This window comes from Streptomyces sp. NPDC093149 (genome assembly GCF_044754145.1).
In the GTDB taxonomy this organism is placed as follows: domain Bacteria; phylum Actinomycetota; class Actinomycetes; order Streptomycetales; family Streptomycetaceae; genus Streptomyces.
Genome location: NZ_JBIVON010000035.1, coordinates 25,403 through 39,799, shown reverse-complemented (window position 1 = coordinate 39,799; position 14,397 = coordinate 25,403). Strand labels below are relative to the sequence as shown.

The 14,397-nt window shown below is 67.1% G+C and carries 12 protein-coding genes and 3 pseudogenes; 10 read left to right on the top strand and 5 right to left on the bottom strand.

Features of this window, described 5'->3' with window-relative positions; genetic code table 11:
• The first annotated feature begins 434 nt into the window (after window positions 1-434).
• The 5 genes from ACIQCZ_RS40135 to ACIQCZ_RS40115 all read left to right on the top strand — a co-directional run bounded on the left by ACIQCZ_RS40135 (window position 435) and on the right by ACIQCZ_RS40115 (window position 5,941).
• Complete coding sequence (locus ACIQCZ_RS40135; protein ID WP_402290834.1) at window positions 435-1,124, top strand: hypothetical protein; 690 nt, start codon at window positions 435-437, stop codon at window positions 1,122-1,124.
• A 37-nt stretch (window positions 1,125-1,161) separates the two neighbouring features.
• A complete protein-coding gene (locus ACIQCZ_RS40130; protein WP_402290833.1) occupies window positions 1,162-3,831 on the top strand; it encodes a Helicase associated domain protein in 2,670 nt (889 codons plus the stop codon).
• 442 nt (window positions 3,832-4,273) lie between these two features.
• Complete coding sequence (locus tag ACIQCZ_RS40125) at window positions 4,274-4,423, top strand: hypothetical protein (RefSeq protein WP_402290831.1); 150 nt, start codon at window positions 4,274-4,276, stop codon at window positions 4,421-4,423.
• A 352-nt stretch (window positions 4,424-4,775) separates the two neighbouring features.
• Window positions 4,776-5,324 (top strand): sigma-70 family RNA polymerase sigma factor, encoded by a 549-nt coding sequence (locus ACIQCZ_RS40120; RefSeq protein WP_402290828.1) that lies wholly within the window; start codon window positions 4,776-4,778, stop codon window positions 5,322-5,324.
• On the top strand, window positions 5,321-5,941 hold the full coding sequence (locus ACIQCZ_RS40115) for a hypothetical protein (protein WP_402290826.1): 621 nt from the start codon (window positions 5,321-5,323) through the stop codon (window positions 5,939-5,941). Before ACIQCZ_RS40120 ends, ACIQCZ_RS40115 begins: the two co-directional genes overlap by 4 nt.
• 381 nt (window positions 5,942-6,322) lie before the next feature.
• Here ACIQCZ_RS40115 and ACIQCZ_RS40110 read toward each other — a convergent pair whose 3' ends face one another.
• Window positions 6,323-6,898 carry a DUF6262 family protein gene (locus ACIQCZ_RS40110; protein WP_402290824.1) on the bottom strand — a complete coding sequence of 192 codons (576 nt, stop codon included), beginning with the start codon at window positions 6,896-6,898 and terminating at the stop codon, window positions 6,323-6,325.
• A gap of 77 nt (window positions 6,899-6,975) precedes the next feature.
• Here ACIQCZ_RS40110 and ACIQCZ_RS40105 point away from each other — a divergent pair, with 77 nt between their 5' ends.
• Both ACIQCZ_RS40105 and ACIQCZ_RS40100 read left to right on the top strand, forming a co-directional pair.
• A complete protein-coding gene (locus tag ACIQCZ_RS40105) occupies window positions 6,976-7,206 on the top strand; it encodes a TerD family protein (protein WP_402290822.1) in 231 nt (76 codons plus the stop codon).
• A 925-nt stretch (window positions 7,207-8,131) separates the two neighbouring features.
• A pseudogene (locus ACIQCZ_RS40100) lies at window positions 8,132-9,181 on the top strand (sensor histidine kinase); the annotation flags it as partial.
• A 240-nt stretch (window positions 9,182-9,421) separates the two neighbouring features.
• Here ACIQCZ_RS40100 and ACIQCZ_RS40095 read toward each other — a convergent pair.
• Entirely contained in the window at window positions 9,422-9,580 is a 159-nt protein-coding gene (locus ACIQCZ_RS40095) for a hypothetical protein (protein WP_402290820.1), read from the bottom strand.
• Between the two features lie 166 nt (window positions 9,581-9,746).
• Here ACIQCZ_RS40095 and ACIQCZ_RS40090 point away from each other — a divergent pair, with 166 nt between their 5' ends.
• The gene (locus tag ACIQCZ_RS40090; RefSeq protein WP_402290817.1) at window positions 9,747-10,136 is read left to right on the top strand and encodes a hypothetical protein; all 390 of its coding nucleotides are present in this window, start codon (window positions 9,747-9,749) and stop codon (window positions 10,134-10,136) included.
• A gap of 15 nt (window positions 10,137-10,151) precedes the next feature.
• Here ACIQCZ_RS40090 and ACIQCZ_RS40085 read toward each other — a convergent pair.
• Together ACIQCZ_RS40085 and ACIQCZ_RS40080 are read right to left on the bottom strand one after the other, a co-directional pair.
• Window positions 10,152-10,488: pseudogene (locus ACIQCZ_RS40085) on the bottom strand (DDE-type integrase/transposase/recombinase); the annotation flags it as partial.
• 192 nt (window positions 10,489-10,680) lie between these two features.
• On the bottom strand, window positions 10,681-11,586 hold the full coding sequence (locus ACIQCZ_RS40080; RefSeq protein WP_402290815.1) for a type II CAAX prenyl endopeptidase Rce1 family protein: 906 nt from the start codon (window positions 11,584-11,586) through the stop codon (window positions 10,681-10,683).
• An 837-nt stretch (window positions 11,587-12,423) separates the two neighbouring features.
• Between ACIQCZ_RS40080 and ACIQCZ_RS40075 the strand changes: the two are divergent.
• Window positions 12,424-12,553: pseudogene (locus ACIQCZ_RS40075) on the top strand (IS5/IS1182 family transposase); the annotation flags it as partial.
• Window positions 12,554-12,580: 27 nt separating this feature from the next.
• Here ACIQCZ_RS40075 and ACIQCZ_RS40070 read toward each other — a convergent pair.
• A complete protein-coding gene (locus ACIQCZ_RS40070) occupies window positions 12,581-13,456 on the bottom strand; it encodes a menaquinone biosynthetic enzyme MqnA/MqnD family protein (RefSeq protein WP_402290841.1) in 876 nt (291 codons plus the stop codon).
• Between the two features lie 385 nt (window positions 13,457-13,841).
• Between ACIQCZ_RS40070 and ACIQCZ_RS40065 the strand changes: the two genes are divergently transcribed.
• On the top strand, window positions 13,842-14,315 hold the full coding sequence (locus ACIQCZ_RS40065) for a carboxymuconolactone decarboxylase family protein (RefSeq protein WP_402290812.1): 474 nt from the start codon (window positions 13,842-13,844) through the stop codon (window positions 14,313-14,315).
• Window positions 14,316-14,397: the final 82 nt, after the last annotated feature.

Sequence of the window (14,397 nt, the reverse complement as noted above, 5' to 3'; positions counted from 1 at the left end):
CGGAGCGGGTACCACATCGCTGCGCGATGTGCAAGCGAACTGCCCCGCTGCGCGGGGCAGTTGCCGAACCCGCTCCGCGGGTTCGGATCGCGCGCTGCGCGCGCTCAACGGGCCGCGTTGCGGCCCTGGTTCGAGGCTACGCCTCGAACCGGCAGGGCTTCCGCTGCGCTCCAGCCCTGCAGTGACAACGCCTCGCGTTGCGAGGCGAGTTGACCGCACTGCGTGCGGTCAAAGGCCCTTCCGGCTGCGCCTCCAGGGCGGGGAGCCCGCTGATGCGGGCTCAGGCTGGCTGCGAGGGTGGGGGTCGCTCGTTCGTGTCGGGTTCCAGTGTAGTGGCTGCATCAGGTTGATGCAGCATGTATCGTTGGCGGAAATACGGGACACCTCCCAACCACCCGGGAACCTCCCCGGAATTCCGAGAGGAACGACCGAAGATGACCGGTCACCATGAATCTACCGGACCCGATCCCGCGCTGAGCAGCGATTCTCTGCGCCAGGTGACGCAGCACCAGACTGCGGGCGTGAAAGCCCGGTTGAAGGTGTTCGCGCTCCTGGAGGCGCATGGCGTGCCCGCGAGCGAGGCGGACGACCTGGTGGCGGCGCTGGAGGCTGGGGCGGTCGCGGGGGCGCAGTGTGAGGTGGTGGAGCTGGACGGCATGGCGCCGGCCTCTCGGGGCTCGCTGTTCTCGAACGGGTGGGATGACGGTGTGACGGCCGTGAGCGAGGCCCTGGTGGGCATCGCAGACCGGGACTGGTCCCGGCGTGGCGGCCGGTCGGCCGGGGCCGCTGAACTGGCCGTACATCTTGCGGACGTGAGGCAGCGTGAGCGGACAGACCTGGTGCGGCTGGAGAGATTCGTCCGGCAGAGCGTGCTGCCGCGCACGCACCCGCACACCGCGGCGCGGCGCCGGGTGCTGGAGGCGCTGGGCGAGGCCGGCGGCCTGTGCACGGCGCGGACGCGGAACGCAGACGGAGACGTCATCGTCTGCACGCTCGATGCCGGGCACTACGACCCGGACGACAAACCGCCCTTCAAGGACGGAAAGCCGGGCGGCTGGCACAAGGCGGATGCGTCGATCTGGAATGACCTGAGCGCGGCCTGCATTCCGCACGCGGCCCTCTGAAAAGACGACTGGGGCAGGGATTAGGAAGGGGTTGGAAATGTTTTTGGTTCCGCTCAAGGAACACCAGGTCGACCAGAAGTTGAGGTTTCGTAACTGGGTTGGATTTCCTGCAAGGTCGCCTGTTCCTCCGGAGGGGGCGCGTGCCATGGGGGTGTCTGCGACGGGGTCCGGTAAGACGATCACCACCGCTGCGTGCGCTCTGGAGTACTTCCCGGGCGGGCGGATTCTCGTGATGGTGCCGACGCTGGATCTGATCGTGCAGAGTGCCCAGTCCTGGCGGCGGGTCGGGCACCGCGCGCCGATGGTCGCGGTTTGCTCGGTGGACAAGGACGAGGTCCTGGAGCAGCTCGGAGTGCGCACCACCACCAACCCGATCCAGCTGGCCCTGTGGGCCGGGACCGGGCCGGTGGTCGTGTTCGCCACCTACGCCTCTCTCGTGGACCGCGAGGACCCTACCGACATCGTTGGTCGCCGGACTGTTCCTGGGCCGTTGGAATCGGCTCTGGCGGGCGGAGAGCGGCTGTACGGGCAGCGGCTGGCTCCGTTCGACCTGGCCATTTTGGACGAGGGGCACATGACCGCGGGGGACATGGGCCGGCCGTGGGCGGCGGTCCACGACAACAGCCGGATCCCCGTCGACTTCCGGCTCTACCTGACCGCGACCCCGCGGATCCTCGCCGCGCCTAGGCCGCAGCGGGGCCGGGGCGGGCGGGAGGTGGTGATCACGTCGATGGAGGACGACTCCAGCACCTACGGCACCCGGATTTTTGATCTTGGGCTGGCGGAGGCGGTGGAGCGTTCGATCCTCGCGGGGTTCGAGATCGACGTGCTGGAGATCCGCGACCCTGACCCGATCCTGGGCCTGTCGGAGGACGCGCTGCGCGGTCGGCGCATGGCCCTGCTGCAGGCGGCACTGCTGGAGCATGCGGCGCAGCAGAATCTGCACACCACCATGGTGTTCCACCAGCGGGTGGAAGAAGCCGCGGCGTTCGCCGAGCAGATGCCGCGCACCGCCGCCGAGCTGTACGCCGCCGAGGCCTCCGCGGCGGCGCTGGCCGGGGCGGAGGAGCTGCCCGCGTCGTCGATCGACGCCGAGCTGTACGAGCTGGAAGAGGGCCGCCACGTACCACCGGACCGGGTATGGGCGGACTGGCTGTGCGGAGACCACCCCATCGCCCACCGGCGGGCGGTGATCCACCGGTTCGCCAACGGCATCAACGCCCACAACCGGCGCGTACACCGGGCGTTCCTCTCCTCCGTACGCGCCCTCGGAGTCGGGGTCGACATCACCGGACTGCGCGGAGTCGAGGCCGTATGCATCGTCGGCTCACGCAGCTCCCAGGTCGACATCGTCCAGAACATCGGACGCGCCCTGCGCCCCAACCCCGACGGCACGACCAAGACCGCACGAATCATCATCCCCGTATTCCTCCAGCCCGGAGAAGACCCCAATGACATGATCGCCTCGGCCAGCTACCAACCCCTCGTCGACATCCTCCAAGCCCTGCGCTCGCACTCCGAACGCATGGTCGACCAACTCGCCTCCCGCGCCCTGACCCGCGGCACCGAACGCCGGCGCATCCACGCCCGCCCCTCCCCCGCGACCGCGGCCGGCCCGGAGAACGGGGACATGCCCGCAGAGGCCAACGAGGAACAGCAGGAGGTCGACCGGGTCACCTCCATCGTGGTCAACTTCGCCTCCCCCCGCGACGCCGCCGACATCGCCGCCCTGACCCGCTGCCGCGTCATCCGGCCCGAATCTCTCGTCTGGCTGGAGGGCTACCAGGCCCTGATCCGCTGGCGTACCGAGAACGAGATCACCGGCCTGTACGCCGTGCCGTACGACACCGAAACCGCAGTCGGCGTGACGAAGGACTACCCCCTGGGCAGGTGGGTCCACCAGCAGCGCCGCACGCAGCGCGCAGGTGAACTCGACCCCCACCGCAAAGAACTGCTCGACGAAGCCGGGATGGTGTGGGAACCCGGGGACGAGGCCTGGGAGAACAAGCTCGCCGCCTTCCGGTCGTACCGGCGCGCCACCGGGCACCTCGCCCCGCGGCAGGACGCGGTCTGGGGCGAAGGCCAGGCGATGGTGCCCATCGGGCAGCACCTGGCCAACCTCCGCCGCAAGGGCGGACTCGGGAAGGATGCGGAGCGGGCCGCGGAGCGCGCGGAGCAACTGGCGGCGATCGACCCGGACTGGAACTGCCCCTGGCCGCTGGACTGGCAACGGCACTACAAGGTGCTCGTCGACCTTGCCGATACCGAGGCCGGCGGCGTCCTGCCCGACATTCAGCCCGGCGTGCTCTTCGAGGGCGACGACATCGGGCGATGGCTCACGCGGCAAAAAGAAGCGAGCGCCTGGGCGCAGCTGTCCACCGAGCAAAGGGAACGACTGACCGCGCTGGGCGTACAGCCCGGACAGGCCCCGGCTCCCGCCCCAGCCTCCAAGGCTGCGGCGAAGGGCCAGAGCAAGGCACAGCAGGCATTCCAACGCGGCCTGGCAGCCCTGACGCAATGGGTCGCGCGGGAAGGCGCCCACCGGCCGGTCCCGCGGTCCCATGCGGAGGAGATCGCGGTCGACGGCGAGGCAGAGCCGGTGGTAGTGAAGCTGGGCGTGTGGGTCTCCAACACCCGCGCGAGGCGGGACAAGCTCACCCAGGAACAGCTGGATTCGCTACGGAAGCTGGGCATCGGCTGGGCATGAAGGCGCGACCGTCCAGCCGATGAGCGGACCGCGCGAGGCCCCGGGACCGATGTCTCGGGGCCTCGCGCGTGGAATTCCTACAACGCGGTGGTGCATCTGCTGCCAGGTCGCGGGGGGGTATTGGCAGCTACCGCCGACGCGGGACGGTGATCCGGGCCTCCGCTAGAACGATGCCGATGTACCCGCCGTCGACCGGCGCGCGCTCGTCGTTCGGACGCTTCTCGGCCAACGCCTCGACCACGAGGGCGAGTAGAGCTCGCGGCCAGCGAGCAGATGCACCGGTCGCCGCGCCACCTGCATACCGTCACTGTGACGGATACGGCGGCGACCTGACTGGTGTTCAGGCATCCGGTTTCGGGGCCCTTTGGCGTGTATGTGGGTGGAGGGCAAGCATCCGGACCCTCCGACACATGTTCGCCCACGATGTCTTGGAGGCAGTCCAGTGCCCAGCAACGAGCGCACACCCATCGCGATCGCAGTAATGGGTGCGGCCTTCGCCGGTTATCTCGCGATTTCCAGTCCGGCCCTCATCCCGGCTATCACGCTCGCCGTGGCCGCGTTCGTGGCCATCCTGGCGTTCCTGAAGTTGTAGTGCCACGCCAAGTACTGGGCCTCTAGCGCGGCGGCGTGCGGTGTGCAGTTCCTTGTGACCTGACGCCGGACGCGGCCGCGCTGGGACCGCTCCTGCGGGGATCTCCGCAGATGCGCCTGCTCGCAGGGCGGGCTGACCTGCAGTTTCGGGGAAGCTGGAAAAAAGTACGTCCGCGGGCATCCGGATTCAGGCCCTTCCGGCGTGTAGGTGGGTGAAGGCGCGCCTTCACCGCTGAAGACACCTCACGAAGGGAACTGAGCCTGATGGCTTGGCCTGAGATGCCGTGGAAGGCCGGTGCGTACACCGCCCGCCACGGTACGCCGCCGTGGGCGATGTGTGGTCGGAGGTCACCGTGACCGACGAAGCACACTCGCCCGCCTTTGACAGTGATCCGAACAACAGGTTCGCGACTCTGAGACGTCCTCTCATGTCGGCAGCCATGGCGAAATCATCTGACCGGAACTTCGCTGAAGATGCGGTCCAGATCACCATGGAGAGAGTATTCAAACGTTTTCCGAACCTGGGCCTTATCAGTGATAGTCGACTAGTCCAGTACAGTCGGAAGGTTCTGTCAAACGTAATTGTTGACGAATTCAGGAGTAACAGAAAGCTCCCCATCACTCCGGTCCCTCCGGAGACTCTTCCCGAGGGGATTTCATCAATTGGAGTCCCGGAGTCAGTTCTCGTTGCTGAACTCCGGGTCGAGATTTACAAGTTCATCACCGAGTTGCCCAAAGCTCAACGGAAGGTCGTTGACCTCGTTATCTTGAGGGAACTTCCGCTAGAGGAAGCAGCGGAGGAGATGGACGTCGAAGTGGACACTGTCCGGAGGTATCTCGGGGCGGCCCGTCGGCGGTTGGAGAAGGCAATGGTTGCGTCATCCGAGGAGGTGTCAGCATGAGCAGTTGGATGTTCGATGAGGAGCGCGAAGCGTTCGGCCGCCTGGTCCTGCTGGAGCTCTTTGACCAGGCATTGCATGAGGAAAACCGGTTGGGTGAGGTCTCTGACCTCACCCTTAACCTGGGGGGCCGGCCTTCGTGCCGGCCCCCGGCCGGGGCCTGCCTCGTGACGGTTGAAGACCCGTTTCGGGTGCGCGACCTGCTGCGCGACCGGCGTCAACGAAATCGACTGTATGAGCTTTTCAAACTCCTCAACAAGGACACGAAAGGCCAACTGAAGCCCGCCGAGGAAAGACGAGTCGCCGAGATCGCTGAGGCTTTCGGTGATCTAAAAGCTGCTTACGGTTGGTGGCGAAGGGCTGCCGCCAGCGGCGACGAGGACGCGAAAGACTATGTAGAGATCCTTGAAGAGGAGTTGGGGGTGAGTGATGCTCCAGACGATGCGGCTGTATCCAGAAGGTTGTTTCGTGAGCAGTTCACTGTCCCTCAGGTACGACTCATGAGGCGTTTCTGCAGTCGTGAGCGGATCGCGGAAGATGAGCTGAACGATCTATTCGGGGAGATCGAGCAGTTCCTTTCCAACCCAGACCAAGTAGCGGACGGTGGAAGGCGTATTTGAGCGAACCTCATTAGTGACCCCTGAACTCTCTCCTTGAGAGGGAGTGGGTGAGATCTTCAGCGACGCGGCGGCGGCTACCTCTTGACAGAGGTAGCCGCCGCGGCCGTCTCCGTCATCGCTGCCCTGATTGGCTACAACGTCGCCCGTGAGGAGGGCTTGCCGGTCTCCACGGGCGCAGCAGCTTCGTGTAATTCAGCTCCATGACCCACCGCGCTCCTGGGCATGCTGCTCTCCGTGGCCACGTACGGGAGGGCATCGGGCGCTGGTGGGGTCCCGGCAGGCTGTAGGTACGTCTTACGGTCCTTGTGTGTGAGATCCGGACCGGACCTCACACACCCTGCACCGCTTCTCTCCCTCGACGGATGGTGAGCCGCGGCAGGGTCACCGTGGCGGAGGCGGAACGGTCAGATACGGGGCGAGTTGGGCTTCAAGGTCGGCGATGCGTTTGTCCATGAAGCGGTTGTTCTGGCGTGCGCTGGTCAAGCGCTCTTGAACCTGCTGGTTGTCCCGGGTGAGCTGTCGTACGTGTTGCCTCAGGTTGGTGTTCTCGGTGACGATCCGTTGGAGTGAGCCTGCGGGGAGGTCGTGTTCGAGGTCGCGGATCTTGCCGAGGAGTTCTGCGATGCGGGTGCGCTGGGTGCGGATTTCGCGCTGGGCTTGGGCGAGTGCGTCTTCGGCGTTGAGTGCACGTTCTCTCCAGGCGGGCTGGGCGCGGCTGTCGCTGTTGGAGACTCCGGGGTGGGGCCTGCTTGCGCGGGCCTGCTCGATCAGGGATCTGGCCTGCTGGTTTTGGTAGAGGAATGTGCGTGAGACGCAGGCTGTACGCGCAAGGGCTGCGACGGTGACAGGCGTATGGTCGCGGGCTGTGGTCACCAAGGCGGTCTGGAGGCGTTGAAGCATGTCTTGGGTGGCTTGTCGGCGTGCTCGGATGGCTGGGTCGGTGCGGGACGTGTTCATGGCTTCCCTGTGGCATCCAGGTCGGGGGCTTGCAGTGCTGCGAGGTCTCGGGCGCGGAATGCGGTGCTCCAGGTGCGGTGGAAGTAGTCCTGAGGGCGCCGCATGTCGAGGGTGAGGGCCTCATCGAGGATGCCGAGAGCGGCCAGAGCCTGCTCGAGTCCTTTGATGGCCTTGGCGGTGGGTTCGAAAACATCGCGGTGGAGCTCTATCGCCACACGACCGGATGGAAGGCCCGTGCCGTCGGGCAGGGCTACGACACCGGGCTGGCGGGCCTGGCCACCGACTACGGCATCGACGTCGAAGCCTGACGCCCCCTGTCTGGTACGCGAAGCCGTCGACGACCAGGTAAGTGCGGCCGCCGCCGTCGATCTCGCGTGCGAGAGCCGCTGCTGGTGCCCAACCTTCCAGGTGTTTCCGGGCCAGCTGGATCTTGCGCACACGATCTCCCCTTGGGTTTCCGTTCCGCCCCGGTACGTCAGGGAGGTTAGGGTGACCGCGACGCGCACCATGGGGGGTGCCAAGTGAGCAAGGCACGCTGGAGGTGAGCATGGGGCTGCGCCCGACACACCTTGGCTACGCTTACCAGGACCTGCTCACCGCGCTGCGGCTGGTGGACCTGGCGGTGGGACGTGCGAATTCCCTGCTGGTCGACACGAAGATGTTCACCGGGGACCGATTTGATGACATCACGTGCGAGTGGGGCACCGGCAGCCGCGAGCGGCTGCAGATCAAGCACACGGATCATGACCGCGCGTTGTCGCTGGAGAGTTTCACGAAGGACAAGCGAGGCCTACGCCTGGATCTGCTCTTCTCCTCTATGGACCACGACTTCACCTCGGATCCGGGTGCCTCGCATCGCCTCGTGGTGCGCGACATGGAGCCGGAGGATCCCGAGCTGACCCGGGTACTGCGCCCGGTCCACGCGAGCACCGATCCCGGGCCTGCGCTGCACGGCTTGAGCAGCAAACGGTTCCGTTTCGACGCCGCTGCGCTGCGTGCACACGCTCCGTGGAAGGAGATGCTCGCCCAGGTCAGTGATGACCTGCTCAACCGCGCCTGCGCATCCCTGGTCGTCGACACGGATCTTCCGGCGTGTTCGCTCAACATTCGCGAGCCAGGGCCGGCCGAGACGGCCTTGCTGCACCGCATCACCGAAGAACTCGGTGCCGGACGGCCGCCGAACCGGCACCGCACGCCCGAGGAGGTGGCGCTGGCCCTGATCGAGGCGGCCAACTCCTCGAGATCGCACCCAACCGCTACGTCCTCCTGCAAGTCTTCGTCCCCGCCGCGGCCGCGGCGATGGTCTTCCTGCTCGTGTTCGGGCTCGCCGGGGGATGGATCCTCGCCGGCCGGATGCTCGCACCACTCACACAGATCACGGATGCGGCCCGGATAACCGAGAACGGGTCGCTGTCCCACCGGATCCGCTTGGAGGGCCGCCAGGACGAATTCCGTGAACTCTCCGACGCGTTCGACTCGATGCTCGAACAACTCGAGTCCCACGTCGTCGAGCAGCAGCGATTCGCCGCGAACGCCTCCCACGAACTGCGCACCCCGCTGGCGGTCTCGCGGACGCTCCTCGATGTCGCCCGCAAGAACCCCACGCGGGAACAGGACGAACTCATCGAACGCCTGTACGCAGTCAACCAGCGGGCGACCGACCTCACCGAGGCCCTCCTACTGCTCAGCCGCGGCGACCGCGGAAACTTCACCCGCGAGAGCGTCGACCTCTCCCTCATCGCCGAAGAAGCCGCCGAAACGCTGCTTCCCCTCGCCGAACAGCGCCGGATCGCGCTGGACGTCACCGGCGGGCCGGCCCCGACCAGCGGCTCCGCCGAGCTCCTGTTGCGGATGGTGACGAACCTCGTCCAGAACGCCATCGTCCACAACCTCCCCGCCGACGGCACCGTGGCGGTCCACACCGAGGCGCACGGCAACACGAGCGTGCTGCGGGTCGAGAACACGGGTCGCCGACTCCCACCGGAACTGGTACCGACCCTCATCGAACCCTTCCAACGCGGAACAGAACGCGTACGCACCGACGCGCACGCCGGCGTCGGCCTCGGCCTGGCCATCGTGCACAGCATCGTCCGCGCCCACGACGGGACCCTCGACCTCGTCCCCAGCCCCACCGGCGGCCTCCTCGTCACGGTCCGGCTGCCCGTCGCCCAGATGGCGAGCGTCTTCGGCGTGTCCGTCAGCCGCAGCACCGTGCTGCGGACTCGCAGACACAGAGCAACCCGTCGACCTGCGCTGGGCACATCGGCGGGAAACCGCAGGTAGGAGCGATGTACGCGGCTTGACTGTCGTCCGCACCCCGGGCACGCGGCCCCGGCCGTCGCACTGCAAGCCTCGATACGTATCGTCTCGTCGCTCGCGTCCACCGACACCACCATCACATCCGCGACCGACGGGAACAACAGATCCTGCAGCCGGAGCATTGTTTCTTCCACGGCACCGAACTGTCGGCCACACGAGTACCGTCGCTGATCATTTTCAGGCAACTTCCTCGAGACCGTTGCGTCAGCCGTCACTCAACGTGTGCGTTTCACGGAAGTTGAGCTGGAACCATTCGATGTCGACGAAGCCACCGGGCGGCCCCGCGGGCACCTGACGCCCCAGAACATCACCACCGACTCTCACCACCACCAACACGAAACCGAGAGATCGCACCCGCTCCATGCGAACACCCGTCCCTGTGCTCGCAGGTGTGACCGATTGCGTTTGGCCATGCCTCTTCGGAGTCCGGCGACTTTGAGTCACCAACCGCGTCGCATGCGCGACACTCCAAGGTCGCCGGGCACACTGCCGCCGGGCAAACTCGTCCGCACAGCAACAGGAGTGAGATATGTTCAGCAAAATCCGCACCGCCAGGATCACCGCCGCCGCTGCCGCCACCCTCACCGTGAGCCTGGGAGTCGTGGCCGCGCCGTCTGCCTCGGCGGCCGACAACTGCTGGCCCGGAGAGAGCAACCGGTGGTACTGCCACAACGTGCCCGGCTCCCCGGTCTACGGCACGGTCGGCAACAACCACAGCTACCCGGACCCCTCCACCGTGGTCGGCTACATGAACTCCAACCCCAGCTGGTTCTCCTGCAAGGAGGACAACCAGGACTGGGTCGGCGGGCCGCACCCGACCCGTTGGCTGATGACCGTCGCCGACAACGGCCAGCTCGGCTTCATGAAGGACACCGCCATCTACAGCGAGACCGATCCCGTTCCGGACTGCTACCGCTAGATCACCGGTATTGGCACTGATCTCGGTGCGGTACTCGGTGGCGGTCATCAGGTGGCGGCCGGGTCGGAAGTGGGGTGAGATGCCGCTGAACGCGGACAGGAATCTTTGTGCTCCGCCGACCGATCGGAAGCCCTTCATGGCGCGTCCGCGCTGCCGGGTGGGTTGGTGGGAGTTCTCGGCCCGTTTGTTCAGGCCCTTGTGGGAGCGGTGCTCCACCGACGGCATCGCCTCACGGTGAGCGGCGCCGTAGGAGCGGAGCTTTGCCGGTGACGATCACTCGTGACACCGACTGGGCGGCCTTCATCAGCTTCCTGAAGAACCGCTTGGCCGCGGCCTTGTCACGGGGGTTCTGCTCCACCATCAGCCGCCTGCGCGAACTCACCGCTTGGCGGGGGCGTCGGTCGCGAAGGTTCTAGCCGGAAGCCTCAGACCACACAGTCATCTGTGCCGTGTCACCGCGGGTGCATCGTCGGCAGCTGCGGGTCGTCCTTGCGGTCGCGCGGACCAGGAGCCCGGCAACGAGCAGGCCGGTGACAGTGACCGCCTACTTTTCGCCGGGCGTGTGCCGACGCGTGACCCGGCGGCACACCAGGAACGCGATCACGACGACCACCAGGTACAGCGGTACGAGCAGCACCGCGTCACCGGACGCCTGCTCCACCCTCACGCCCGCGTCGCGGTCCTCGCCCTGCAGCATGATGCGGTTCACGGTCAGGACGGTCAGGTGCGTGCCGATCGCCGCCCACAGCGGGGCGTGCCCCACGGCCGCACGGGCGGCGATCAGGGTCAGGCTGAAAACCGTCAGGAGGATGAGGTAGTCGACCGGGTGCTGTCCCTCCGGGGTGATGCCGATGTGGCCCCGCTCGTCACCGGCCAGCCGGGCGATGCCGACCGTCACCAGCGTCGAGGTGCCCGGTACGAGGAGGAAGACCGCCGTGGTGCCGAGCGCCGCCAGTGCGGGCCCGAACCGTCTGCGCAGCGATGTCCACGTGTAGCCGCGCAGCGTTGTCTCCTCGGGCAAGGCTTCAAGCAGGAATGCGACGACGGCGTTGGTGACGAGAAAGCCGACCAGGGTGACGAGATCCAGCTGCTGCCAGACGAGTAACCCCGCGGCCGTGCCCGCGCCCAGGACCAGCGCCGCTGCCGCGGCCGTCACCCCGACGCCGGTGAGGAACGCCCGTAGGCTCGCGCCCGGACTGCCGAAGCCGACCGTCCGGGGGTGTGACAGGCGCAGGACGAACGGCACGGCCACGACGGTGACGAGGGCCGCAGCGATCAGCCGGGCGGCCAAGCCTTTGGCTCCGGCGGCGTTCGCCAGTACGGGTCCGAGTCCGTTGCCGGCACCGAGCGCCACCGCCATGATCAGGCCGCCAGCCAACGCGCGGCCCATGGCCCCGGCGGCCGTGGGCGCGGGTGCGGGTGCGGGGTGTCGTATGTGTAGCTCGGTCATAGCACTCCTGGTGACGGTAGGGCCGCCTCCTATCGACAACCCCCTGTGCTTTCCAGGCTCGCCCGACCACCAGTCAGGGGCGTCGTGCGCGCGGACGACCCCCCTGTACATCCTTCGGCGCAGTGGACGATAGGGGTCGACCGGTCGTTGAGGTGCGGGCGGCGCGGCGTGCCCATGATGTGTTCGGCAAGCGCCCGCCCACGCACCGGGTGCGGTCTGGGAGGGCCACCACAAGCATCTTCCGGTCGAAGTCGATGCGGAGGGCGAGCTGGTCGCTCCGTGGGTCACGTGGTTCATCGACTGCGCGACCAAGGTGGTCACGGGCGCCGCGGGACCGCACATGCTCCCAGCCGGGTCGCGGTGTTGGCTTCGGTTCGGATCGCGATCAGCCGCACCGGGCCGTTCGGGCCGGCCGGAAGGCTGCCGGGCTGGTCCGCGTCGACTGCGGCAGGTGCTTCCTGTGCACCTGCGCGAGGATCTCGATAGCATCGCGATCTACCTGAGCGTCACAGACCGCCGCCTCCAGACCGCTCCCGGCCTCGACGCCGCCACCCCACCAGGACATCCTCTACATCTCGGCCCGCGCCGGGATGGCCCTTGACCTCGCCCACCCGACGGCAGCGCGACGGGACTCGAACGCCTCAAAGCAATTGCGCGACGCTGCGGCGTGGAGCCTTGAGAACCGAGCGGCATCGACCGCGATCTGGCCCCGGCAAGGCGTGCGCCGTACAGCCGCAGCGCCGGATGGCGGCACGCGTGCGTGCAGAAGGGCAACTGAGCAGATCAGTTGGCGCGCGATGCCGGCTCGGGCGCCCGGTTACATGAGATGATCTTGGTGTGGCTGGTGTGTTCACGGTGTCGGAGTCGTCCTGGACAACCCCCGTCCACTGGGCTGAGCCCGCGCAACTTCGGCAAGCTGGTGACCGCGCTGCGTCGTGAAGGTGCAGATCACTGGGCGGTGAGAAGGCCGGTTGTCGACCTTTCGAGTCAGCCGTTACGGCTGGATGACCGTGATTTCCAGTTCGGGGTCGAGGCCGGAATCCTGAGCGATCCTGCGGGCGAACTCGCGTACCCCTTCCAGCTGACGCTCGCCGAAAGAGAAGTCGAGAGCCTCGGTGTAGTAGCTGCGCAGCGTCTCCTTGTCGAACACTTCCCACTGGGCGGCCTGTTCGCATACTTTGTCGACTTCGGTCATCGAGAGGTCCCGGGATTCCAGGAATGCCCGGTGGACTTCGCGCACGATGTGAGGGTTCTGTTCCAGATAGTCCTTGCGGACGGCCCAGGCCGCGAAGACGAAGGGCAGGCCCGTCCACTCCTTCCACATCTCGCCCAGATCGTGGACTTGCAGCCCCAGTTCCTCCGCCTGATAGAGGTGGGCGCGGAGCGCGGAGTCGCCGATGATGACTGCGGCGTCCGCGTCCTGCATCATCGTCGGCAGGTCCGGTGGGCAGGTGAAGTACTCGGGGTGGATCCCTTCCCGTTCCAGCAGGAGCCGGGCCAGTCGTACCGATGAGCGCGAGGTGGAGCCCAGGGCGACCCGGCGTCCGTCCAGTGCGTCCAGCGGGACCTGGCTGACGATCAGGCAGGAGGTGACCGCGCCGTCGCTGCCCACCGCGATGTCCGAAAGCAGTACGAGGTCGTCGGCGTGCTTGAGGTACTCCATGCAGGCGATCGGGCCGATGTCCAGCTTTCCGTCGACCAGCAGACTGCTCAGTCGGTCCGGGGTGTCCTTGGTCAGCTCCAGGTCGAGCAGGGCACCCGTGCGGGCCAGCCCCCAATAGATCGGCAGGCAGTTGAGGAACTGGATGTGCCCGACCCGTGGGCGCTTTCCCTGCTGGTGTGCGACGCGAGCCGCGTGAGAGGTATCCACCTCCGCAGGATAGGTATTCGAAATCTGCCTGCTTCCGGCGGACGGGGCCACCACCACTGCCGCTCGACCTGAACATGCTCCGGTGGTGTCCCACTGGCGGGCTTCGATCTCGGTGAAGAGCAGGACCTGCGTCTCCCGCGCGGTACCGCCGCTGACGACCTGGGCGCGGCCGTGGTGCTTGGTGGACTTCGGTGCCGGGTGGACCTCGGGGGCGGGCATGCGCCAGGCGTTGACGCTGCAGTCCAGGAGGCGGGACAGCGACCCGGCCTGTGACATGTCCGAACCCGGCCAGCGAGGAGACGTGAGTCACACCTCCCCGTGTCACAGGGACGCGGGCCGTCTCGTCTCGGGGGTGAAGACACCGACGAGCACGGAGGAGCACACGATGGACGCGCGACTCAACTACTTCGCCAGCCCGACCGCCGGCAAGGCCCTCAAGTACTTCATGTCGGCAGGCCGGGAGCTCAAGGAATCACCGCTGTCGGCCACCACGCAGGAACTCGTCGCATTGCGGGTGAGCCAGATCAACGGCTGCGCCGTCTGCCTCGACATGCACACCAAGGAGGCTGCCGCCGCGGGCGAGACCTCGGTGCGGCTGAACCTGGTCTCGGCGTGGCGGGAGGCCACGGTCTTCACCGAGGCCGAGCGTGCCGCGCTGGAGCTGGCGGAGCAGGGGACCCGGGTTGCGGACGCGGCCGACGGCGTCAGCGACGAGGTGTGGGCACGGGCCGCCGAGCACTACGACGAAGAGCAGCTCACCACGTTGGTAATCCTGATCTCGTTCATGAACACGGTGAACCGGCTGAACGTCATCACCCGGCAGCCGGCCGGGGACTACAAGGTCGGGCAGTTCCACTGAACCGCCGCCGGCCCCGACCGGGGTCGGCGGTCGTGGGCCGCGGCGCGCGGTCACGGTGCGCGAGCGTTGCCCACCCCGCCCA